The sequence below is a fragment of the Nitratireductor luteus genome (assembly GCF_026162365.1).
Lineage (GTDB): Bacteria > Pseudomonadota > Alphaproteobacteria > Rhizobiales > Rhizobiaceae > Chelativorans > Chelativorans luteus.
Genome location: NZ_JAOANW010000007.1, coordinates 52,539 through 73,893, shown reverse-complemented (window position 1 = coordinate 73,893; position 21,355 = coordinate 52,539). Strand labels below are relative to the sequence as shown.

Genomic DNA, 21,355 nt, shown 5'->3' with positions numbered 1-21,355 from the left:
AGTGATGCGAGAAAGTACGCCCATAGACGACAAAAGTCAATCCGGGGGTTCTGCCTCCGAAAAGACTATCGAGAGCGGGAAACAAGGCTCAAAAGTTGACGAGCTATACCAAAAGGCCCGCCCGCTTGCCGATGATCCACGCATCCTAGACCGCCTCACGGAAGTGTTAGGAGAGCTGGGCGTAACGGGCGAGGAACGCCTTACCAAGCTGCTGTATCTGACCATCACAAGTCGCGTTCTGGAAAAGCCCTCGTCTTCGATGGTAAATGGACCTTCAAGTGCCGGAAAATCCTTTGTCCTAGAGCAGGTTCTAAAGCTATTCCCAGAAAAAGCCTACGTATGGCGAACGTCTGTTAGCCCGAAGGCCCTTGCCTATAGTCAAGAGAGCTACAAGCACAGAACGATAATCATTAGTGAAGCTGTTGGCTTCAATAATTACGAGGGCGCATTTTTTATGCGGACCCTTCTTAGCGAAAACAGAATTTCCCATGAGACGGTTGTGGAAGGCGAGGGCCGAACCTTTCGCAAAGAAGGCCCGACAAACCTTATTTCCACGACCACCGCGTTAGCCGTGGAGTCGGAATTACAGAACCGCATCCTAATGCTGTCGGCGAATGACACAGCCAATCAAACACGCAGCATCATGGATACCTATGCCGACCGGGTTGCAACAGGCAAAAGCTACAGACTACCGAACCTAGCGCCTTGGGTAGCCCTGCAAGAGCTAATCAGCACCCAGATAAAGGCGCGTGTGGTGGTCCCGTTCATGCCTGCGCTGGTCCGACTTATCCCGCCCGTGGCCGTTCGATTGCGGAGAGACATTCCACAGATAACAGCCCTGATCCAAACGCACGCCCTGTTGCACGCAGCGACCCGGCGGAACGCCGATGATGGGGCAGTCATTGCCGTCTTGGACGACTACGAGGCGATTTATGAGCTGGTGGAGGACGTATTCAGCGAGGGCGTTGATAGGACTGTCCCTCTCGATGTGCGGGAAACCGTGGAGGCTGTGAACCGCCTCCAGGCGAAGCACGAATTGAAATCCGTTCCGCAAAAGATGCTGGTCGAGGCGCTGGAACTCGACAAGAGCGCTGTATCCCGGCGCGTCACTAAGGCTGTGCGTTTAGGCTTTCTCGAAAAGGCAGCAGGCAGCAGCAACAAGGAAAACACCCTGAAACCGGCAACTCCGCTGTCGGTGGATGCTGGCTTGCTGCCGACGCCTAACGAAGTGCGGAGAGCGATGAAGAATGACCAGCAGGAGGCCAAGGAATGACCACCCCCATAGACGAACTCCGCACCATGCTGGCGGGCATGGACGAATACGAGCGATACCGCCTAATGCGCCGAATGGAGATAGAACAGAGCGCCAGCGAGAATGACGGCACTCCCATCATTGAGTGTGAAAGGACGCCCAGCGGCCTAGCTTTCGATTGCCCCTATTGCGAGGTCCGACACTTCCACAGCTTGCAAGATGATCCAGGGGGCCACCGGGCAGCACATTGTAAGCCGGATAGCCCCCTTCATAATGGCGGTTATATCTTGCTGCCTATCGAGGGGAAGTTGCCGCCTGCCCCGGTGAAGCGCCGTGGACGTAGAGCCCGATAAGGGTGCGACCGTTCTTGAGCGTGATGCGCTGGAGGCCGCCCTTGAGCGTCGCGACCGAGAGGATTGGAGAGCTTGCAGGGATGTTCATGAGATTTCCCTTCTTGTGCGTGCAGCTTTGTGCGCGAGTGCGCAGCAGCCGCTTTGCGCAGCCGTGGACGAGCGATCATGCCGCCGTGACCGCGATGCCGCAAGACTATCGCGCCGTGCGCCACGGCAGCGGAAACGCCGGCAAACGCACCGCTCTCGCGCTCCGGTCAGCGCACCGAACGTGAGAACGCAGCGGTTACGGACCGGAGCTACGGGGTTGAACCGCAAGCTCTACGTCAGCCCGATATGCGACATTTGCATCGCTGCCTTGATATGTTCGCACTTGCGAAATACATAGAGCGCGTGCTGCAATGCGCTTGACACGTTGCCATTGTGGAGCATTTCCTATGTACGCGCGCGTTAACTGGCCGGTAATGCGGAAGCGAGATCGTGCGCGGGAGGACTGAAAATGAAGGCGAAGATTATTAACGTGTCGCTAACGAAGGCGAATGGCCTTGTGTACGCGACAAGCAAAGATATGCCGGGCCTGTATGTGAGCGGGCGCGATGAAACTGCTGTTATCGCGAATGTCCCAGAAGCGATTCGCGTAATGTATCAGGCAGATGGCATAGAGGTGATGGTGTCGGAAACGGAAGCTGTTGGCTCGCAACTTCCTGCACCATGGGTCGCCGTGCCCCTGACGAATGCTGCCTAGCAGGGGTTCAGCGGCTCCATGTCCATTGTGGCTGCCAAGTTCTTCAGTTCATTGATCCGTTCATCTGGCTTCATGCCGGAAGGATCGCGAACGAATTGTGGCTGATTATCCGTATTTCGACAAAGAACCATATCGCCGGCTCGATGCGGAGTTGGCGATAACCTGAAATGGTTCCGAATCGCCGACCAGTACTCATCCTCGGTCATATGCTTACTCGCCCTTGCCCAGCGACGAAATGTTGGTTGACCGTGAGTCCAGTTTGTGGGAGGACCAAACTGTTGCAGTGCACAAATCAGTCAACTCATCGCTACCGTTAATATTGAGACCCGGACTCACCGGTCTGGGGCCTCGCTAGTCTTGCGCGAATCATGCGACCCTTGAGTCATGCAGATTCGCGAGTGTGGAGTCTAGGGTAGCAAACGGACGAACACAGTGTCTTTTTGTTCCGTGTCCGTTCTCATGCCTATCATTGCGTGAAACCGAATGATTGAGCGCGCAACTAGGGGCGGGCTTCGGTCCGCTCCCTTTTTCTTCAGCGGCTGAAGATACAGGAGACAAGCAAAACTGCTCCCTGTTAGCGGAATTGAACAGCATGCGAGCGATTCTGAGTTGCATGCAACCGAACTTTGTTCGGCAACAGGAGACTAAGCGGCTTGTTCCCAACAGCTGGAATTGAGTTGCATGCAAGCGAAATCGAACTCCCTATATGTTCAGCGGCTGAACAAAAAGGAGACAAGTCAGCTTGCTCGCTGCAACGATCCGAACAGCTTGGGCGATGAGAACGCGCCGTCAGCAGTCGTGAAAATGCCCCCTGCATCGACTTGGGCGGGGGGCTCGAGGGTCGGATGCAAGGGGCGCTGCATGCATTAGGGATGAAGGTATAGGAAATTATGCCTTCTGGCTAGCCCTCCGGCTCATAGAGCGTCGACACGAACCGGCGAAACACCTCCACGGCTTCTCCGTCCGCCAAATCCACGAAATAGAGGCTTCGCCCTGGTCCCACGTACAACGGCGACCATCCGCGTCGCAGCGCCTCATCTAACGCCTTCCGCCTGCACGCCCTAAGTTGGTGTTTGGTCGGCTCGTCGCAGCCATAGGCCAAGGCGGCTAGCGTCCGCAGCGCAATTATTCTTTCCAATGGGCCGTGATAGGGCGCGATTGCGAAGCATTCGCCTATAGTAAGTTGTAATTCTGGCGTCATAACTGCACATCTTTGTGTAAATCAGTCTTCACAAGACAGTATAAGTCTTAATAAGACCGACGCCAAGCTTGATTATCCCCGATAATCTGTCACGATAAGCCCGATCAGTGCGGCAGACCTTCGCCAGCTCACCCGATTTCTCTGAAAGGACTTATGAAATGTCAGAAGGTAGCTATTCCGACGACCTGTATAGAGATGCAGATGGCACGCTGAAGCGCATTAAGCAGGAAGCAGTGCAAGAGGCCGTGCAGCAGGTGACGCAAGCCTACACGCAACATCAGGGCCAGCAGCAATTTTGGTCCGGGTTCTACACCCAGCATAGCGACATCAACCCGCAGGATCATGACATCACCCAGGCCGTGCTGAGTTCCAACATCAAAGATTTGGCTGACCTGCCCGTGGCGGAGGCGAGTGAAAAGCTTGCTGGGCTCGTACGCGAACGCATTGAGCGTCTTGGCGGCGGTGATCCTAATCGCAAGCTAACCCCTGACGAGATGGACGAGAGGGTTATGCGTGGCGGCCTCGAACATGGGACGCCCTATCGCGAGGCACCCCCAGCGAGGGGTCAAAGCCTCGGCGATGTCGTGCGCCAGAGGAAAGAGGCGAGATACGAAGCCAGCAAGACGCTGCGCGGTCGGGCCAGAGCCGAGTAACGCGAGATGGGTACGGCTCCGGTTTGGTCTGCGTGCTGGGCCGTATCCTAGTCGAGGGTCGAGCGCCTTGGAGTCGGTTGCATCCTTGCCTTGCTGCGGCGCTCCCCTCGACATTTTTTGACCAACGGAAAGGATCCTCGAAATGCCTATGAAACCCAAAACCATGCGTGACACCGCTCTTGCCAATGGAGGCTTGAACGGCCGCGAGGGTGGAAAGACAGGTAATGCCGCCTTCCACGTGAGAGCCGGAATGAGCAAGGGGGCTGTGAAGCAGCCTAGCCAGTACGGCAAGCCCTCGGGAGCCAAGACAAAATGAGCGGCTGGCAGCCCGGCCCTTATGGTCCTCGCTCTGTCGTCAGGACCAATCCGCACGGCGAGGTCGTGGAGCGGCGTTTTCTCAATGATCCTGACGAGGCAGCCGATTTCCTGCTGACTCAAGGCAATCCAGTCGGCCATCGCAGTATCGGGGATGTGCTCGCGAAGAGGAAGCGGAAGCGCCAGGCCGCGAGGCAAGCCGCAGATCGTAGGGAGTACCCATATGGCCGATAACCACCCAAATGGCATGTCCGAAGCGGAAGGAGCCAAGCATTTCGGCTTTGATGATATCGAGGATTTCAGAGCGTGGTGGAAGCTCGAAAACCCCGATGCACGCGCCGAGTTCGAGCAGCGCAGCCATCGCTTCAAGGACCTCGATCGAGAATTGCGGAGTGAGCTTGGTTTCGGCCTTCTCGACCTGTTCGCCCTGATCAAGGCTGCGCAGGCCAAAGCCTTCGCCGGACCCAAAGTCAAAGAGGCCGCAAGTGCCATTCCAGAGCCCGACCCTGTGCTCGAAAAATGGATCGGGCAGCAGCAGGAAAAGGCCGCTAAAGCCGAGGCCGAGCGGAAAGAGAAGGAGCGGCTGGAGGCCCTTTGGGCAGAAGAGGAAGCCAAGGAAAAAGCTGCGATTGAGGCGCGCGAGGCGGAGCGCAGGGCGCGGGCCGAGACGAAGGTGAAAAAGGCGAAAGCCGCGTTCAGCCCTGAGCAGATTGAGGCGCTGAGAGGCATTTTAGGGAATGCCGGGGAGATCAGCCTATGAGCGCGAACCGCATTCCCCTGGCGAATATCCGGGAGGCCCAAGCCAAGGCCATCATGCAGTTACTGCGCGACCATGAATACCGGCGTGGTGCCTTTGAGCATTTCGAGGATGAATGGCAACGGCTTGCCGCCGAAGAAAGCGCCCAGCTTGAGCGAGCCATGGATGAAGGGAGGGTCTAATGGCAGGCGGGTTCGATAGCTTCGCGAAAGGCTTCAGCGATGCCTTCGAGGCCGCGCGTAATGCCCGGTTGGATCGCCAGAACGATAGGCTGACCCTCGAATTGCAGCGCGAAAAGCTGGAGTTCGAGCAGGGCATTGCCCTACGGGCGCAGAGTCTGGAGGAGCAAAAAGCCCAGTTTGAGAACCGGGCGAAGGATGCGCAGGCGCTCCAGTTCTGGTCGAAGGCCATGGACCCCTCCTTCGATCCTGCAATGCGGAAATTCATGCTCCGCGAGGGCGCTGGCAGGCTCGGAGTTGAGACGAATACCCAGCATTTCAAAGAGTTTGATAAGATGCTGTCTGGCTTGCGACCGGAAACCCTCCAAAACACGCGCCGGTTGCTTATCGAGGCCCACCAATCCGCACCGCCCGGATGGCTCAGCTCCATGAGCACGTCAGTCGCCAACGGCGAGATAACGCTGACTGACGCTCTTGAGCAGGCTCAGCAGTTTGCCCAACAGGCCGGACGCCAGCAGGTGGCCCCGCTTGGCGGTGGAATGGTGGGTGGCGGGCTGCCCTCTCCTCAGCCACAAGCCGGTCCGACCGGCCCCGGTATGTTTGACCCCACACCCATCGAACAGTTGCAGTCGCCGCAGCCCTCAGCAATGCCGAGTCAGCCCGCCGCGCAGAGTGTAGGGCAGCCGCCCGCCTTTGACCAGAATGACCCGGCAGCATGGCGGCGCGAGGCCCTTCGTCTCAGCGTTGCGGCCCAGGAGGCCGCCGCGAGGGGCGATACGGATTTCGCGACTCGCCTTGAGCAACAGCGGGATTTCGCGCTTGAGACGGCTGAGGATATCCAGACGGGCACGCGGGAGCAGGAGCGTCTTGAGTTCGAGCGCGGCCAAGACCCCGCTGAGCAGGAACTTAAAAAGGAGCTTGGCAAGAGGACAGGTGAGCTTTGGAGCAAGCACGTCGAAACGGCCAATCAGTCGGCAGGGCTCGCCCAGGATTTCGAGCTGCTGGACCAGCTAATCGAGGTCGCCCCACAGGGCGGTTTGACCGGGCGGCTGGCCGAGGCGTTCCCACAAGCCAGCGATGCAGGCGCGGCGTTCACGAGCATCGTTAACAGGCTCGCCCCGACACTGCGCGTTGAGGGCAGCGGCAGTACCTCCGATCTTGAATTTGATGCGATGCGTAGCGGCTTCCCTCGGTTGCGGAATAGGCCGGAAGCCAACCGGCTGATCAGTGCGGCTATGAAGGCCAAGGCCGAAATCAACATCGCGCGCGGTGAGGTCGTAACAGCGTTCCAGAACGGCCAGCTAACGGCGAACGAAGCCCGAAAGCAGCTTAGTGAGTTGGATCGCGAGAGCATCATGACGCCAGAGTTGCGGCGCTTGCTTGAGGCTGAGGGAGCCGACCAGGAGCGCGGTGTCAGCGAGATGAGCGACGAAGAGTTACGAGCCATAGTCGAGGGCGAGTGAATGGCTAAAATCACCAAAGCAGAAGCCCGTAGGGAACTTGCCCGCAGAGAGCTTGAGCGTCGTCGGCGGCAGGCCCAGCCCCAGCGGCTTGAGGGTGGAGAAGCTGCCGAGCGTCGGGCCATCATCCAGGCGCAGCCGAGTGAGCGGGCGGGCGTGCAGCGCGGTTTTGAGCAGCAGGCCGGTGAGAGCGTTCGGCAGACGGCGCAGACTGCAGACGACCTTGCGCGGCTTGCGGCGCGTGGGGCGACGTTCGGCGCGGCTGATCGCATTGCCGGTGCATTGCCCGGTGGTGGCGGTGACTTTCAGCAGCAGCGTGCACGGACAGAACTTGCGCGGCGTAATACGGGCGCAGCGGGCACGGCGGCAGAAATCGGCGGCAGTGCGGCAACTCTCGGCGGTGTCTTCGGCCTCATAGGTCGCGCTGCCCCGGCTGCTGTCTCACGTCTCGGACCGGCCACGGCGACGGGCGCGGCGGTGGGCACTGGTGAGGCGGCAATTCGCACGGCTTCCGATGAAGGCCGACTTCCTACGGTGGGCGAAGCTGGGGCAGGTGCGGCATTCGGCGGTGCTGGCGGTGCGGCTGGCCAGTTGATTGGCCGCCTCGCTACAAGGGGCATGGCGTTGCTTCGCGGCGGTCAGAATGCGCCCCGGACACCGCAGGCTGCGGAACTTCGGCAGCAGGCCGATGCGCTCTATCAGCAGGCCCGCGAGGCTGGCGTGCGTATACAGCCCCAACAGTTCAAGCGTGCCGTTGACAACATCGAAGAGGCTGTGAAGCAGGCCGGCTTTCGCGAGCGGCTGAACCCGAAGACCGCTGAAATGATCCAGACGTTGCGGGGCGACGTGCGGCGAGCGCGGCGTGCTGGCGGCATTGACCTTGAAGAAATCGAGGGTATCCGCCGCATCATCGCCAAAGACATAGCCCGCGATGAGCCACGCCTTGCCAACGTCGCCAACAAGACGCTGCGGAATTGGCTCAACCATCTGCCGGATGAGGGCGCGGGAGCATTGAAGAAAGCTCGCGACCTCCAGCACCGTGTATTCAAGGTTGAGGCCATCGAAGAGGCTATGCGCAGTGCAGACCTCGCTGCATCCAAGCCCCTACCCGCATTGAAGAGCGCGTTCCGGCGGATCGCCAAGAGCGAGGATTTTGCAGTTACCTTCACGAAGAAAGAGCGCGAGGCGATTGAGCGCGTAGTGAAGGCGAGCGGTCTTGAGGATACGCTGCGCGAAGCCCGTTCGCTGGTCGGCCTTGCAGTGGGGGGTGCTGCTGGCTTCACCGTGGGCGGCCCTGCAGGGGCGGTTGCCGTCCCGGCTGCAACATTCATCGGCGAGCGGGTGGCGGGCAACGTTGCATCGCGGAGTGCACAACAGGCACGGCAGTTGATTTCGACGGGGCAACCATTGCCGGGGCCTGCTGCACAGCCAGGAGCCGCGACGTTCGGCCAGTTGCTTGGGCTTGAGGGCCGGAGAGAGCTTGCCGGTCCTGCCAATGAACGGCGGGGGCGTTAGTCACGATGGTGATGGCTATTCCACGGTTCAATCCAGTTCGTGATGAACCAGAACGCGAGGAAGAACACTATGAGGAAGAAGGCTTCCATGGCTTTTTCCTTTCATCAGCGTCGCTCAAGGTATTCCAGCAGAACGCTATCGGCGTTTTCGGTCACCTGCTTGCACGGATACGCATGGCGGCTAATCAGGCTGCTAATGTTTGTGCAGCTATTCTGGATCAACCTCTTCATTTCGCCGTACTCCATGAGCAATCGCGAGTCGATAGCATCCTGCGACATGCCGATGACGTAGCCAGCTTGGTGCGAGAGCGGCAACAGGTGCTCGGCTACTTGGTCATATTTGTCGGCCAACGCCGTGTCTTGGGGGCGAACGCAGCCCGCAACTATGGTGTTGTAGGCGATGCAGCGCGCCATCTCATGTTGAACGTTACTGAGTGCGTCCGTGAGTTCGGCGTCAGATTGGGCCATCGCGGGCACCGCAAAGCTTGCCGAGCAAGCGAGGGCAATCAGCAAACGTTTCATGGAAATTTGTTTCCTATTATCAAAGACTTGCGGGGCAAGTGTAGCACATTTCGGCACAGGAAGACAGGCATAAATCCGCCTCTCGGGGCGAGCACAGGAGGCATGACATGGTAGGTCAGTTCGGGCAGATATTCACGCCGCAGGAACAGCAGCTTTCCCAGCCCACGGGCGCTCCGCAGCAGCAGCCAGCAGGCGGATTGCAGGGCGATCTTGCCAACGCGCAGCAGCCAGACGGAGAGCAACGGGGGCGTAGCGTCTCAGGCCCACCTCCCCGCAATCCCGCAGCGAGGCAGAGTTGGGCAATGGCTTTCATGCACGGTTTAGGCTGGCCCGCACATGCTGCGGCTGCCATCGTCGGTAATGGGATGCAGGAGAGTGGGAGCGCGTTGAACCCTCGTGCGGTCGGTGACAACGGAACCGCGTTCGGTGCGTTCCAGTGGCGCGGCGACAGACAAGCGAACCTTCGCAGCTTCGCCAAACAACGCGGCATGGACATCAACGCGCTGGAGACCCAGTTGCTATTCGTGGACCACGAGCTTCGTAATAGCGAGGTCGAGGCCGGAAAGCGGCTCATGCAAGCTCAGGATGTTGACCAAGCTGCATTCGCGATGGCCGGCTTTGAGAGACCAAGGGGCTGGAAAGGCTTCGATCAGACACGCCCGCAGGACATCCACGGCTGGGAGAACCGCCGCAACTTCTCACGGAACCAGCTTGTTGCTACGGGGCAAGTGCTCAAGGGCGGGGAGGATTTCGACGCGAGCGACAGCACCGCAGCGAAGCGGGCATTGCAAGGTCTCCAAGCGGGACAAGCTGCGGCTGGGAATGCACAGCCGGGCGGAGCAGGCAGCGGGGATATTCTGCTTGGTCGTGCGACGCCGCTGGACCGTCTGACAACCCCCCGTGGCAGGGCGAACAGGCAGACGCGCGGCGAGACGTTCCGGGATGCCCTGAGCGCGGGCCTGATGGGCTTCGCTGCGGGCGCGGGTGAGCAGGCAGAGCTTCCGCCCGGGCCTGACTTCGCTGCGGCTAATCAGGTGTTCCAGAGGCAGGCCCAGAGCGGGCCGCTTCCGGGCTTGGGCCAAGGCACCACGCCCCCGCAGCTTCCCCGGCTGGGCAGCCTGTTCGGCAGAGGGTGAACGGCGCATGACCAAGCGCAAGCAGTTCAAGGTAGCCGGTTCGGCTGACTTCATTGTCGGGATGCGCAGCATTGCCGCGTATCTCGGATGCAGCGAACGGACTGTGAGGCGTTGGGTTGAGAAGCATGGGCTTCCCGTTGGTCATGCGCCGGACGGCCAATGCTTCACGACTCCTGACTTAATCCGAGAGTGGGCGCTTGAGCGGATGCATGCGCAGGGCCGCGAGCCGAAGGTGCGGCGAGAAGATATTGCGGTGCCGACTTGGCGCAATGCTGCGACGTGACCGGGCTTAGCGGCTGAACGCTGACCGGCGCTATGTGTCGGCGCGGCTGCGTGTGAGCGCTCTGAGCCGCAAGAGCCGCATGCGAAACATGCATGAGAAGCCGAGAATGTGCCGAGAGCCGGACGTTCTACGATCCTCGTGGCTTGGGTTGTGTCTGTTTGCGCGCTCGTCGGGGTGATGCTTTCGGAGGGTCTGCTTGCAGGTTGTGCATCGGCATCGTTGACAACCGTAAGTTGATAGTTGCGTGAGGCCCGTGCAACTATATTCGCTATATATTTCAATGAGTTAAGCCGATGGTTGCACGGTTGCATGGTTGCACGGGAGCCTGCCCGCCCTCACGCGGTCACGCCGGAGTGAGACCACGACTGTGCAACTATCCGTGCAACCGTCATGCAACCATGCAACTAAAAATATATCAGAGGTTGTATTTATTCTTATTATATATAATATATACATACTACAGGTAGAGAAATCGGGCTCCGGCCCGCAAATCTGAAACCCGCGCAACCGTGCAACTATCAACCGGTCGGTTTAGCGTTCTCCGCCGCTGCGCAACGATCCCCGCCCGCCTGACAAGCGGACTACGCATCCGTGCGTCGTAGGCTAGTGGATTGACCACAAAGGCTATTTCTGTCCATGTGCCGAGTATGTGCCGCTCGACCTTCGGTCGCGGTGCGTCTGCTGGCGTTGAGCAACCCGCCCCGGAGCAACGCCCCCATACCCTATGCGCATCCCCCGCAGCCAGCCAAACCAAGGGTGGGGTGTGGCACCGGCATACCCTATTCTGGGGGAGGCACACCGGCAAATCTGAGGAAAATTTAAGCCAGCAGGGAGCGGGCTATTGCTTCTCGGAACTTGCGCCGCTGGGCTGTAGCTCCCCCATAACAGTCGTTCATAAAAATTGACTGTCGAGCGATGTCTGGTAGCTTTCCTTGATTGATTCATTGGGGATTGGGCAATGTCGGCAAAAGTTCGCATCAAGGCAGGGCGTGTAGAATTTGAGTATGAGGGCGAGACTGAACTTTCAATCAGTGACATCAAGGACTTGTTCTCGCACATTGAAACGCTGTTTACCGTTCCGTCACTAGCATCAGTTGAAGGATCATCCGTAGCGGAAGATGTGGATGGGGGAAGCGAGGATGCGCCTCCGGCGGCGGCAAAGGCGACGAATGCAAGCAAACTGCATGTCAACAGCATTGCGGCCAAGCTAAGTGCGAAAACGGCATCACAAGTCGCCGTGGCCGCTGCGGCTTATCTTCAACTGATGGACGGTAAGGATACATTCTCACGCCAGGAGCTTTTGGCGACGATGAGAGCAGCAACAAAATATTATTCAGCCAATATGGCCAGTAATTTAACTAAGGCCTTAAAGGCTTTGGTGGGAACCAAGTTCAACCAAATTGGAGCGGACGAATATTCTCTAACATCAGATGAGCATAGCAAATTGGAAATCGCACTTGCTTAAGCCGAATGACTTGAAGGAGTGGCTCCATCGTGATTTAGGGCGCTTGGTTAAGCTACTCCTGATCTTAGCAACGTTCGACAGTCCCACTAACCTTACTGAAATTCGCAATCGCGCTGCCACAGCCGGGCTGAGAATTCCCAGAGGCTGGAATCTCTCAGGAATTTTGGGCGGTAGTAAGGGCCTTGCAATTCGCGTCCCGGATGGCTGGGAATTAACTGAATCTGGGAAAAGCTATCTGCGGAATCTCGGCGTGACCAACCTAAGCCCTGCGTCTGTGCAAGTAGCAGCCGATTTACGCGCTCACCTGGAGAAAATCACCAATCCGACAACACGAGCTTTTGCGGAAGAAGCGATCAAATGCCATGAGGCTCAGTTGTATCGATCCGCCATTGTTATGTCGTGGATAGCTGCTGTTGATGTGCTCCATCGCCAAGTTGTCGCCAACCATCTCGCAGCCTTTAATGCCGAAGCCAAGAAGGTGGATGCAAAGTGGAAAAATGCGGTTGATGAAGATGGCCTTGGTCGCATGAAGGAGGAGGACTTTTTCAACCGAATTGCAGCCATCGGTGTCATTGGAAAAAATAGGAAAGAAGAGCTTTTAAAAGCTTTGAAGTTGCGAAATGGCTGTGGTCATCCAAACAGCCTTAAAGTTGGGCCAAATATGGTGGCAAGTCACCTTGAAACGTTGCTGCTGAATGTCTTCGAGGAATTTTCAGCTTAGGAATATATGGCCGATACCTGCGTCTTTGACAGGGCATACCCCGTCCACGACTCCCCGGATGAGGAATATAGGTGACTTTTCCCAGTAGGCACCTCTCTCAACCTCCTGTAGACTATCAGAATTGGCGGCACATAGTTGCCGAGCGGCACATGCGGCTAAGATAGGGAGCAGGAAGAATGTCCACGGTTCGAAAGCGCACATGGAAGACCAAGACCGGTCTGCAAACCGGCTGGCAAGTCAACTATGTGGATCAGCAGGGCAATCGGCAGCGCAAGCTTTTCAAGTCAAAAAAAGAAGCCGACAGCTTTGAAACAACCGTCCGGCACGAAGTGCAGCAGGGAACCCATGTCGCTGAAAGCTCGACAGTCACTGTAGCCGAGGCGGGCGATCTCTGGCTAGGGCGCGTCAAGGCACGCGGCGCAGAGCGTGCTACGCTTCTCCAATACACCCAGCACCTAGACCTACATATCAAGCCGCTGATCGGCGGTACGAAGCTCACAAAGCTAGGCGCTCCAGCCGTCGCCAACTTCGAAGACCGCTTGCGTGAGAAGGGCGTTTCGCCGTCCATGGTCAACAAAGTGATGGTTTCGCTTTCGAGCATCGTGAGCCATGCCCAGCGCCACGGCCTTTGCAGTCAGAATGCCGTCAAGCTTCGGGAGCGTACTTCGAGCGGACGGGACAAGGCCCCCTTGAGGGTCGGCACGGACATTCCGACACCCGATGAAATCCGGGCTCTGATCGCCGCGCTTGGGGATGTGCAGCAAGGCCGTTGGCGTCCCTTGCTCCTCACAGCAATATTTACCGGAATGCGTGCATCGGAGCTTCGCGGCTTGTGCTGGGCGGACGTTGATCTTGAAGCCAGGTGCATCCACGTGACGCGGCGCGCGGATCGCTTCGGAGAATTCGGCCCGCCCAAATCCAAGGCCGGACATCGGACAATCCCGCTTACGCCGATCGTCGTGAATACGCTTCGGGAATGGAAGCTGATCTATCCCCGCCCACTGACGGGCGAAGTCGATGAGGACGGCAAACGCCTTCGCGAAGAGGCCAAGGATAGCCATCTGGTCTTTCCCAATGGCAGCGGCAACGTCGAAAATCTCGGCAACATCCTCAAGCGCGGTTTCATGCCTGCGCAGGTTAAAGCCGGGGTTTCACTGCCGAAGCTCGATAGCGACGGAAAGCCGGTGCTCGATAAGAAGGGCAAGCCGGTGATAACTGCGAAATATACGGGCTTCCATTCCCTCCGCCATTTCTATGCCTCGTGGCTCATCAACCGCCCTGAGCAAGGCGGCCTCGGCCTCAATCCGAAGATCGTGCAAGATCGGCTAGGCCACAGCAGCGTTACGATGACGATGGACGTTTATGGGCATCTGTTCCCGCGCGGTGATGATGCGGAAGAGCTTGCAAATGCGGAGAGGGCGTTGCTGGGGGCGTGATTTAGGCGGCACAAAACGGCACATATTGGCCTATTGCTTACGCTAAGATTCTGTAATTACGTGATAAATAGACAAGCGACAATAAGCTTCCTAATCTGAGGGTCGCAGGTTCGAATCCTGCCGGGATCACCATTCAAGCACTTGAAAACTAAAGGGAAATTGAAACAACGGAAACGCCGGAACGGCCTCTGCTTTTGTGATTTCGGCTCTTATACCAAGTTTATACCAAGTTCGTTGACGGCGAACGCTGTAACCGCCCTGCACCGCATCTCAACTCACCGCAAATTGAGTTTGTCACCAATAGGTGGCATCCGCCCCTTTCGAAGTTCGAAGTTGACTGATTGCCCCAAATCTCCAGAATGCTCACGGGCTTAAAATGGGGGCATTAATGAGACATATCCTCACGAGGGCTATTACCCTCGCGGCGGGGGCGCTGCTCGGGATCAGCCTAGCTCTGGCCGATAGTATGGAAATAGATGGAACGTCGAAGGAGACCTTTTCTCGATCTGTCAAGACAATGGCCGACGCCGTTCCAGAACCGGACAAGGAGGCGTTCCAGAAGGGTCTCCTCAATCTCATTATTACTCGTTATCCCCCTGCGGCCGGAGCCGAAGGCCTCGCCTTGATGGCATTCATGGGGCCAGCCGTCGAGGCCTCACACACCACCATGGATGGCGTGACCAAAGAAGAGATTTTGAAACGCGGGCGGGAATTGCTGGCGTCGGCTTCTCATAAGGATGAGGACCACACATCTCGCCGCGACTGCCTCGATGCGAAGTTGGAGATCGAGGATGCGCGTATCGAGCGCACCGACATGAGCGACTACATCGCCGTGAAGATTAGCAATGGCCTCCCTTGGGCGATTTCGTTCGTGCATGTCGCTTACACGGTGCGCTCGCAGGAACGGAGCGTGCCATGGGTCAATGAGAACTTCGGGATGGATGTCCGTGGCGGCATCGAGCCGGGCGAAACGCGCGAGGTGAAGACGAACGCGTTCGGTATTCCGAAGGATGCACGTAACTTAGTGACCACGGCGAAAATCCTCGACGTTGCTGACCCTCAAAAACGGCATGTGGTCGGAGAGACCTTCTTCATCGGGCATCCAAAGGAACTCGCGACTATCGAGTGTGACTAGCAACCCGTCCTATTTGCCGAGGAGGTCGGATTCGGAGTAGTTAACTGTTAAGCAGGCGGGGTGCAGTGATGCCGATATTGAGTGATGAGGAAGCAAAGGCTGCCCAGGAGACAGCGAAGTTCGGGCAGAAAGGCATCGAAGCCGCAGCAAGTGCGGGAAGCTATCTCACGGGTACCTTTCACGGGGCGATCAAGTTTCTTGCAATGACCGCTGAGGATTGGGCGGCGGGACTCTATATCCGCAACCGCGCAGCCATCGAAGTGAAGACGCGAAACCGTCTTGAGGAATTGGGGGTGGATCGAGACTTCCGTCCGATCGGAGAGCGCAATTACCTGTCGTTGCTTGAGGCGATTTCTCTCGAGTCCGATGAGGGTCTCCAAGACATATGGGCGACCTACATCGCAAGTGCCATGAACCCGTCAAAGACCGATATTGGTATTAGCCGTCAGCTTATAGAAGTTATCAAACATCTTGAGCCGGAGGACCTGCCGGTGCTTCGGCGGCTTTCATACGAAGACCTTGCCGAGCCGAGAAAGGACCCGATCCGGCTCAAGGCCAGTGATTTTCCGGTTGGCGAGCCCGCCCTCGCGACAAGCCTCTCGCGACTTGCGGCGATTGGGTTGTTTAGCTTCGACAATGATCGAAGCATTGGCTGGTCAGGACCGGAAAATTGGAGCAAGCCTTGCCAGTTGGAAATAACAGTCTCGCTGGGCAATTTTCGAGCGCAGCCGCTCCTATTGCAGTTGCAGCGGTCAGTTGACTATGGGCCGACAGACTTCGCAGAGGGCACCATCTGACGATTCGGGTCCGATTCCCACAGGCTCCGGGGCTTCCTTCGGCGCTATATGGGGAGCGCGTCCACCCCTCCGCATGCTCGGCTCACTTCACCCTTTCGGGCTGGAAAACGGGCATCAAATTGCTTTTCCTTACGCTCAATGTCATTCGATGGTGAAGCTTGGAGGGGGAGCACCACGTGAGGCCCGAGGAATTCGACCGTCTTGAAGCTGCATGCCGGCCCCGAGACGCGGGGTCCACCCATGGCGAGGCTCGGTGTTTCGGTTACCTCGCGTGAATTCGCATGGCTGCCATGCATTTGTGATGGTGCTCCAACCTATTGGCCCCTTTTTGTTTTCTGCGGAAATAGGCTAAATCGCTTTCTCATCGTCCCCTGATTTACGGTCCTGACACCATGTCTTCGCGTTGCGTTTCTTGCGCGCCCATTGCCCTGTCCGGGGAGGAAAGGGCCGTTTGCGCCCGCTGCGACCAAATTTCGTTCCACGCCGCCTTTCCGCCTTAGACGGCGAGTAGCGAACGAAGCGGGTCAACCGCCGAACGCACCGGTCGCAGCGCATCATCTTCTATAACAAGGCGTTGTGGAATTTGAGGTGCTCTGCCCCAACCTTTTCCAAGTTACCGCATTGAGTGCATGTGGCGCCTCGGAGGAGTTCTTCGAAACGCGAAGGCGCTTTTCGCGCGAACCATCATGACAAACAGGAATTTCATGCATCGACGTTCATTTCTTATGTCTGGAGCAAGCGCATTGGCCTGCTTGCCCGCTCTCCTGGCCACATCCGTACGTGCGGAGAACGGTCAGGCCGCCGCCGGGGAGGCGGAGCAGCCGTTCTCCTTCGACGGGCTGAGTGCGGCGATGAAGGAGCGGGCGAGCCAGGCGTATGAAGAGCCTGCGGTCCAGTTGCCGGATGTGCTCGCCGATCTGAGCTACGATCAGCACCGCGCCATCCGCTTCAAACCTGACCAGGCCGAATGGCGGGATGAGGCTCTTTTCGAACTGCAGGCGTTTCATCCGGGCTGGCTGTTCAAGCAGCCGGTGAAGCTGAATGTCGTGGAAGCGGGAAGGGCGTCGCCGCTTGACATCAATAGCGACCGTTTCGTGTATCACAAGCCGCTCGATCCCAAGGCCTTTGAAGGGATGGAACTGCCGGGCGTGGCAGGTTTCCGGCTGCACTACCCGCTCAACAATCCCGATGTGGCGGACGAGCTCGTCGCGTTTTTAGGAGCAAGCTATTTCCGTGCGCTCGGCAGGGATAATCTCTACGGACTTTCGGCCCGCGGCCTCGCGATCAACACCGCCACCTCCCAAGGCGAGGAGTTCCCCCGCTTCTCCGAGTTCTGGATCGAAAAGCCAGAACAGGCGGCCAGGGAGATCAAGCTCTACGCCGCGCTCGACAGCCAGAGCGTCACCGGCGCTTTCGCCTTTACCATCAGGCCGGGCCAAAACACCGAAGTGGACGTCACGGCGCGCCTTTACACGCGCGCCGCGATCCAGCGGCTGGGCATCGCCCCGATGACCTCAATGTTCCTTTTCGCCGAAAACAACGACCATGCCTTTGACGATTATCGGGGCCAGGTGCACGACAGCGACGGGCTGAAGATCGTGAGGGCGAGTGGCGAGGAGCTTTGGCGCAACCTCAACAATCCCCGCGAACTTGCCAACTCGTTCTTCGCCGAGGCCAGCCCCCGGGCCTTCGGACTTTATCAGCGAGACCGCGATTTTGAGCAGTATCAGGACGCCGGCGCCGGCTATGAACGGCGGCCATCGCTGCTGGTGGAGCCGATGGATGACTGGGGTGACGGCTGGATCAACCTTGTCGAGATACCCACCGAACTCGAGGTCAACGACAACATCGTGGCTTTCTGGGTTCCCGCGGGCGAGGTCAAGGCCGGCGAAGCACTGGAGTTCCGGTACCGGCTGACCTGGGGCTCGCTCGATGAACCGGGCAAGCAGCTCGCCCGCGTCACGGCGCTGCGTACGGGGATGGGCGGCGTCTCCGGAGTCGAGAACGACACGAACATGCGCAAGTTCGTGATCGATTTCGAAGGGGAGGTGTTGAGAGACCTTCCCGCTGACGAGGGCGTTGAAGCGGCAGTTTCGGTCAACCGGGCGGAGATCATCCATCAGACGGTATCGCGGGTAGAGGCCAACGGCGCCTGGCGCCTGGTGCTCGACCTGCTTCCAGAGGGCGCCGAACCCGTGGAGTTGAGTGCAAAGCTGAATTCAGGCGACCGCCTGCTTTCGGAAACATGGGTATATCAATGGAGAAGAGGCGATGATGGCTGAGTTCGAGAAGGCGTCACGCAGTGCCGGCCTCATGGAAGCGGGCCGGCTGCCTTCCGCGCCGCTGACGATGCCCGAGCAGGTCTTGACCCGTTCGCGGCGCATCGTGCTGTTCCGGCCCCTGATCAGCTGGCTGGCGTGGAGATAGGCGGTGGCGCCGGGATTTCCTGGATGGTGAAGCTCAGGCGGATAGCCTCCACGCTTTTCGCAGTCGCGATGGCGGCCATCGCCAGCGCGCTGGCGGCGGGCTATTTCTTTACCGACGGGGTGCAGTGGATCGATCTGGTTCGCATCGCCCTGTTGGCCGTGAGCACGGCTTGGCTCGCCTGGGGCGCGGCGTTGGCCCTGAACGGCCTTCTGAGCCGACGTCGCGACGGGTGGGAGGACGCCCATGCCGGCCCGGCGGCCGGGGCGATGACGGCCATCCTGGTACCCATCTACAACGAGGAGCCCGCCAAGAGCTTTTCCCACGTTGCGGCCATGGCGCGTTCGCTGCGCGAGGCGGGTGGGGCAGGGCGGTTTCACTTCGCCATCCTGTCCGACAGCAACAGCGACCGTATCGTGCAGGAAGAGGAATTCTGGTTTGGCCGCCTGCGGCAGGAGATCGGGCCCGACTTCCCCGTCTTTTATCGCCGCCGCCCGACCAACCCAGGCAAAAAGGCTGGCAATATCGGAGATTTCATCCGCACTTCCGGCGCGCTCTACGACTATCTGATCATCCTCGATGCCGACAGCCTGATGGAAGGCGCGGCCATGATGCAGATGGTGCGGCGCATGGAGGCCGATCCGGAGCTGGGGCTGCTGCAGACGCTGCCAAAAGTGATCCATGCGCGCTCCCTCTTCGGCCGAGCTATACAGTTTTCCGCCTCGTATTACTCACCGATCTATGCCGGCGGGGTGGCCACGCTGCAGGGTAGCGAGGGGCCATTCTGGGGCCATAACGCAATCACGCGTACGCGGGCCTTCGCGCAGAGCTGCGGCCTGCCGGAACTGCCCGGCAAGCCGCCCTTTGGCGGGCATATTCTGAGCCACGACTATGTCGAGGCGGCGCTGCTCGCCCGTAATGGCTGGAAGGTGCGGATCGACCCCGATATCGGCGGCTCCTACGAAGAAGGTCCGGACAATCTGGTGGATTACGCCAAACGTGACCGGCGCTGGTGCCAGGGCAACCTGCAGCATAGCCGGCTGATCGCCGCGCCGGGGCTGAAGCTGTGGAGCCGCTTCGTCTTCCTGCAGGGCATCATAGCCTATGTTGCTGCACCGCTGTGGGCGCTGTTCCTGGTTGCCAGCATTGTGGCTCCGGCCATGCAGGTGATCCCCGACTATTTTCCGGTGCCCGGCCTTCTGCCGGTGTTTCCGCGTGTCGCGCAGGAAAACGCGCTGGCGTTGCTCAGCGGCGTACTCGGCCTTCTGATCGGCCCAAAGCTCCTGATCGTGCTGGATGGCGCGTTGAGCGGCCGCAACCGGCAGTTCGGCGGGACGCTGCGATGTCTCGTCGGCGTGTTCTGCGAGATCCTTTGCACCAGCATCCTGGCGCCGCTGATGATGCTGTTCCAGACGCGTTCGGTCGCCGAAGTGATCTCCGGCGCGGATGGCGGGTGGCCGGCGGCCAATCGCGAAGCGGGCCGCGTCAGCCTTTCGGAGGCCTGGTCGGCAAGCTGGTGGATCGTAGCGATCGGCTCCATCACCATCGGGGCGGCCTATCGGCTTGCTCCCGATTTCCTGCCATGGGTGATGCTGGTGGCCGGTCCGCAGCTTGTTGCACCCTTGCTCATCTCCTGGACTTCGTTCTCGGGCACCGCGCTCGGCCGTCGCTTTGGCGTGTTCGCGACTGCCGAAGAGCGGACGGTCCCGCTAGCCGTGACGATGCAGGAAGGTCTGCTGCGGCATTGGCGGGCGTCGCCGTTGCCCGTGACGGGTGAAGGGCCGCCGGCCGCGCATGTCGGATCGCCGGCAGGTGAAGGACACCTCAAATGAGCACACCCTTCATCCCGGGCTCCGGCGAGCGTGATGTGCGGCTGGACGTATTTCGCGGGCTCACGCTCATAACGATCTTCATCAATCACGTGCCGGGCAACGCCTTCGAGCACCTGACCTCGCGCAATTTCGGCTTCTCGGATGCGGCAGAGGCTTTCGTGTTGATGTCGGGCATTGCCGTCGGCCTTGCCTATTCGCGCGGCTTCAAGACAGGCGATATGGGGCAAGCCGTGCTTCGCGTCTGGCGGCGAGCCTGCACGCTCTATGTTGCGCACGTCGTCACCACGATGATCGCCATCGCGATTATCGCCTGGGGCATCCTTTATCTCAATGCTATCGAGATGGTGGAGAGGGTCAATTTCGCACGACTGCTCGACCGCCCCCTGTCGGCAATGATCGGCCTGCCGGCGCTTGGGCACCAACTTGGCTATTTCAACATTCTGCCGCTCTATTTCGTGCTGCTTCTCGTCTCGCCGGTCTATATCATGATCGGACTGCTGAACCGTTGGGCGATGGTCGGCTGCGCCGCGCTGGTCTGGCTCCTGGCGGCGCATTTCCGCATCAACCTGCCCAATTTCCCCAATCCGGGAGGCTGGTTCTTCAATCCTTTCGCCTGGCAGTTCATCTATGCGGTGGGCATTGCCGGCGGTTTGGCGGCGCTGGAAGGGAGGAAGTTCGTTCCCTTCCATCCAGGGCTGTTCTGGGGCGCCAGCGCATTCTTGCTGTTTTCGCTCCTATGGGCGAAGCTGAGCATGGGCGCGTTTCCGGGCAGCTCGATCCTGCCTTTTTACATCGCCGGCTCCGATAAGACATTCCTGTCGCTGCCGCGTTTGGTTCATGCCTTGGCGTTGGCCTATGTGGCGACGAATATCGCGGGGATGGGCGCGTTTCTGTCGCGGCGGGCTTTCGCGCCCATTGCGCTGATGGGGCAAAACGGGCTGGCGGTGTTCGTCACCGGTTCGGTGCTGTCTATTGTGCTGCAGGTATTCCGCACAAGGTATGAGACGACCGTGCTGCAAGACGGCGCGCTGCTTCTGTCAGGCATCCTCCTGCAATATTGCGTGGCGCTGTTCCTCTCCGCGATCTCGGAGAAGAAGTCCCGGAAGCGGAAGATCGCCGGAGAAGCCGCTACCCGTTCCAGCCCGTCGCTGGTGCAGGCATACACCTCTGGATCGTGA

The 21,355-nt window shown here is 59.0% G+C and carries 20 protein-coding genes; 18 read left to right on the top strand and 2 right to left on the bottom strand.

What is annotated here, in order from left to right; translation table 11 throughout:
* Positions 1-4 precede the first annotated feature (4 nt).
* On the top strand, positions 5-1,273 hold the full coding sequence (locus N1058_RS11105) for a hypothetical protein (RefSeq protein ID WP_265517600.1): 1,269 nt from the start codon (positions 5-7) through the stop codon (positions 1,271-1,273).
* A gap of 273 nt (positions 1,274-1,546) precedes the next feature.
* Here the strand turns inward: N1058_RS11105 and N1058_RS11100 are convergent, their stop codons facing one another.
* Positions 1,547-1,693, bottom strand: coding sequence for a hypothetical protein (locus tag N1058_RS11100; protein WP_265517599.1), 147 nt, complete (start codon positions 1,691-1,693; stop codon positions 1,547-1,549).
* Between the two features lie 408 nt (positions 1,694-2,101).
* Between N1058_RS11100 and N1058_RS11095 the strand changes: the two genes are divergently transcribed.
* The 6 genes from N1058_RS11095 (at position 2,102) to N1058_RS11070 (ending at position 8,427) form a co-directional block, all read left to right on the top strand.
* Entirely contained in the window at positions 2,102-2,347 is a 246-nt protein-coding gene (locus N1058_RS11095) for a hypothetical protein (RefSeq protein WP_265517598.1), read from the top strand.
* Positions 2,348-3,706: 1,359 nt separating this feature from the next.
* Positions 3,707-4,201, top strand: coding sequence for a hypothetical protein (locus tag N1058_RS11090; RefSeq protein WP_265517597.1), 495 nt, complete (start codon positions 3,707-3,709; stop codon positions 4,199-4,201).
* Positions 4,202-4,739: 538 nt separating this feature from the next.
* The gene (locus N1058_RS11085) at positions 4,740-5,276 is read left to right on the top strand and encodes a hypothetical protein (protein ID WP_265517595.1); all 537 of its coding nucleotides are present in this window, start codon (positions 4,740-4,742) and stop codon (positions 5,274-5,276) included.
* Positions 5,273-5,455: a hypothetical protein gene (locus tag N1058_RS11080; RefSeq protein WP_265517594.1), complete on the top strand. Its 183-nt coding sequence runs from the start codon at positions 5,273-5,275 to the stop codon at positions 5,453-5,455. Before N1058_RS11085 ends, N1058_RS11080 begins: the two co-directional genes overlap by 4 nt.
* Positions 5,455-6,915, top strand: coding sequence for a hypothetical protein (locus N1058_RS11075; protein WP_265517593.1), 1,461 nt, complete (start codon positions 5,455-5,457; stop codon positions 6,913-6,915). The genes N1058_RS11080 and N1058_RS11075 overlap by 1 nt, the downstream gene beginning before the upstream one ends.
* The gene (locus N1058_RS11070; RefSeq protein ID WP_265517592.1) at positions 6,916-8,427 is read left to right on the top strand and encodes a hypothetical protein; all 1,512 of its coding nucleotides are present in this window, start codon (positions 6,916-6,918) and stop codon (positions 8,425-8,427) included. It abuts the gene before it with no gap.
* 104 nt (positions 8,428-8,531) lie between these two features.
* Here the strand turns inward: N1058_RS11070 and N1058_RS11065 are convergent, their stop codons facing one another.
* Positions 8,532-8,948, bottom strand: a complete 417-nt coding sequence (locus N1058_RS11065) for a hypothetical protein (protein WP_265517591.1) — start codon at positions 8,946-8,948, stop codon at positions 8,532-8,534.
* Between the two features lie 107 nt (positions 8,949-9,055).
* On the opposite strand from N1058_RS11065, the gene N1058_RS11060 reads away from it, so the two are divergent.
* The 11 genes from N1058_RS11060 to N1058_RS11010 all read left to right on the top strand — a co-directional run bounded on the left by N1058_RS11060 (position 9,056) and on the right by N1058_RS11010 (position 21,355).
* Entirely contained in the window at positions 9,056-10,084 is a 1,029-nt protein-coding gene (locus N1058_RS11060; protein WP_265517590.1) for a phage tail tip lysozyme, read from the top strand.
* Between the two features lie 7 nt (positions 10,085-10,091).
* Entirely contained in the window at positions 10,092-10,367 is a 276-nt protein-coding gene (locus N1058_RS11055) for a helix-turn-helix domain-containing protein (protein ID WP_265517589.1), read from the top strand.
* 958 nt (positions 10,368-11,325) lie between these two features.
* Positions 11,326-11,832, top strand: a complete 507-nt coding sequence (locus N1058_RS11050) for a hypothetical protein (protein ID WP_265517588.1) — start codon at positions 11,326-11,328, stop codon at positions 11,830-11,832.
* Entirely contained in the window at positions 11,825-12,553 is a 729-nt protein-coding gene (locus N1058_RS11045; RefSeq protein WP_265517587.1) for a hypothetical protein, read from the top strand. Before N1058_RS11050 ends, N1058_RS11045 begins: the two co-directional genes overlap by 8 nt.
* Before the next feature lie 176 nt (positions 12,554-12,729).
* Positions 12,730-13,989, top strand: coding sequence for a tyrosine-type recombinase/integrase (locus tag N1058_RS11040; protein WP_265517586.1), 1,260 nt, complete (start codon positions 12,730-12,732; stop codon positions 13,987-13,989).
* A gap of 388 nt (positions 13,990-14,377) precedes the next feature.
* The gene (locus N1058_RS11035; RefSeq protein WP_265517585.1) at positions 14,378-15,124 is read left to right on the top strand and encodes a hypothetical protein; all 747 of its coding nucleotides are present in this window, start codon (positions 14,378-14,380) and stop codon (positions 15,122-15,124) included.
* 68 nt (positions 15,125-15,192) lie between these two features.
* Positions 15,193-15,921 carry an Abi-alpha family protein gene (locus N1058_RS11030; protein ID WP_265517584.1) on the top strand — a complete coding sequence of 243 codons (729 nt, stop codon included), beginning with the start codon at positions 15,193-15,195 and terminating at the stop codon, positions 15,919-15,921.
* A gap of 743 nt (positions 15,922-16,664) precedes the next feature.
* The gene (locus N1058_RS11025; RefSeq protein WP_265517583.1) at positions 16,665-18,203 is read left to right on the top strand and encodes an OpgD/OpgG family glucan biosynthesis protein; all 1,539 of its coding nucleotides are present in this window, start codon (positions 16,665-16,667) and stop codon (positions 18,201-18,203) included.
* Entirely contained in the window at positions 18,196-18,348 is a 153-nt protein-coding gene (locus N1058_RS11020; protein WP_265517582.1) for a hypothetical protein, read from the top strand. Before N1058_RS11025 ends, N1058_RS11020 begins: the two co-directional genes overlap by 8 nt.
* Positions 18,349-18,371: 23 nt before the next feature.
* Positions 18,372-20,177: a glucans biosynthesis glucosyltransferase MdoH gene (mdoH, locus tag N1058_RS11015; RefSeq protein ID WP_265517581.1), complete on the top strand. Its 1,806-nt coding sequence runs from the start codon at positions 18,372-18,374 to the stop codon at positions 20,175-20,177.
* On the top strand, positions 20,174-21,355 hold the full coding sequence (locus N1058_RS11010; protein ID WP_265517580.1) for an OpgC family protein: 1,182 nt from the start codon (positions 20,174-20,176) through the stop codon (positions 21,353-21,355). Before mdoH ends, N1058_RS11010 begins: the two co-directional genes overlap by 4 nt.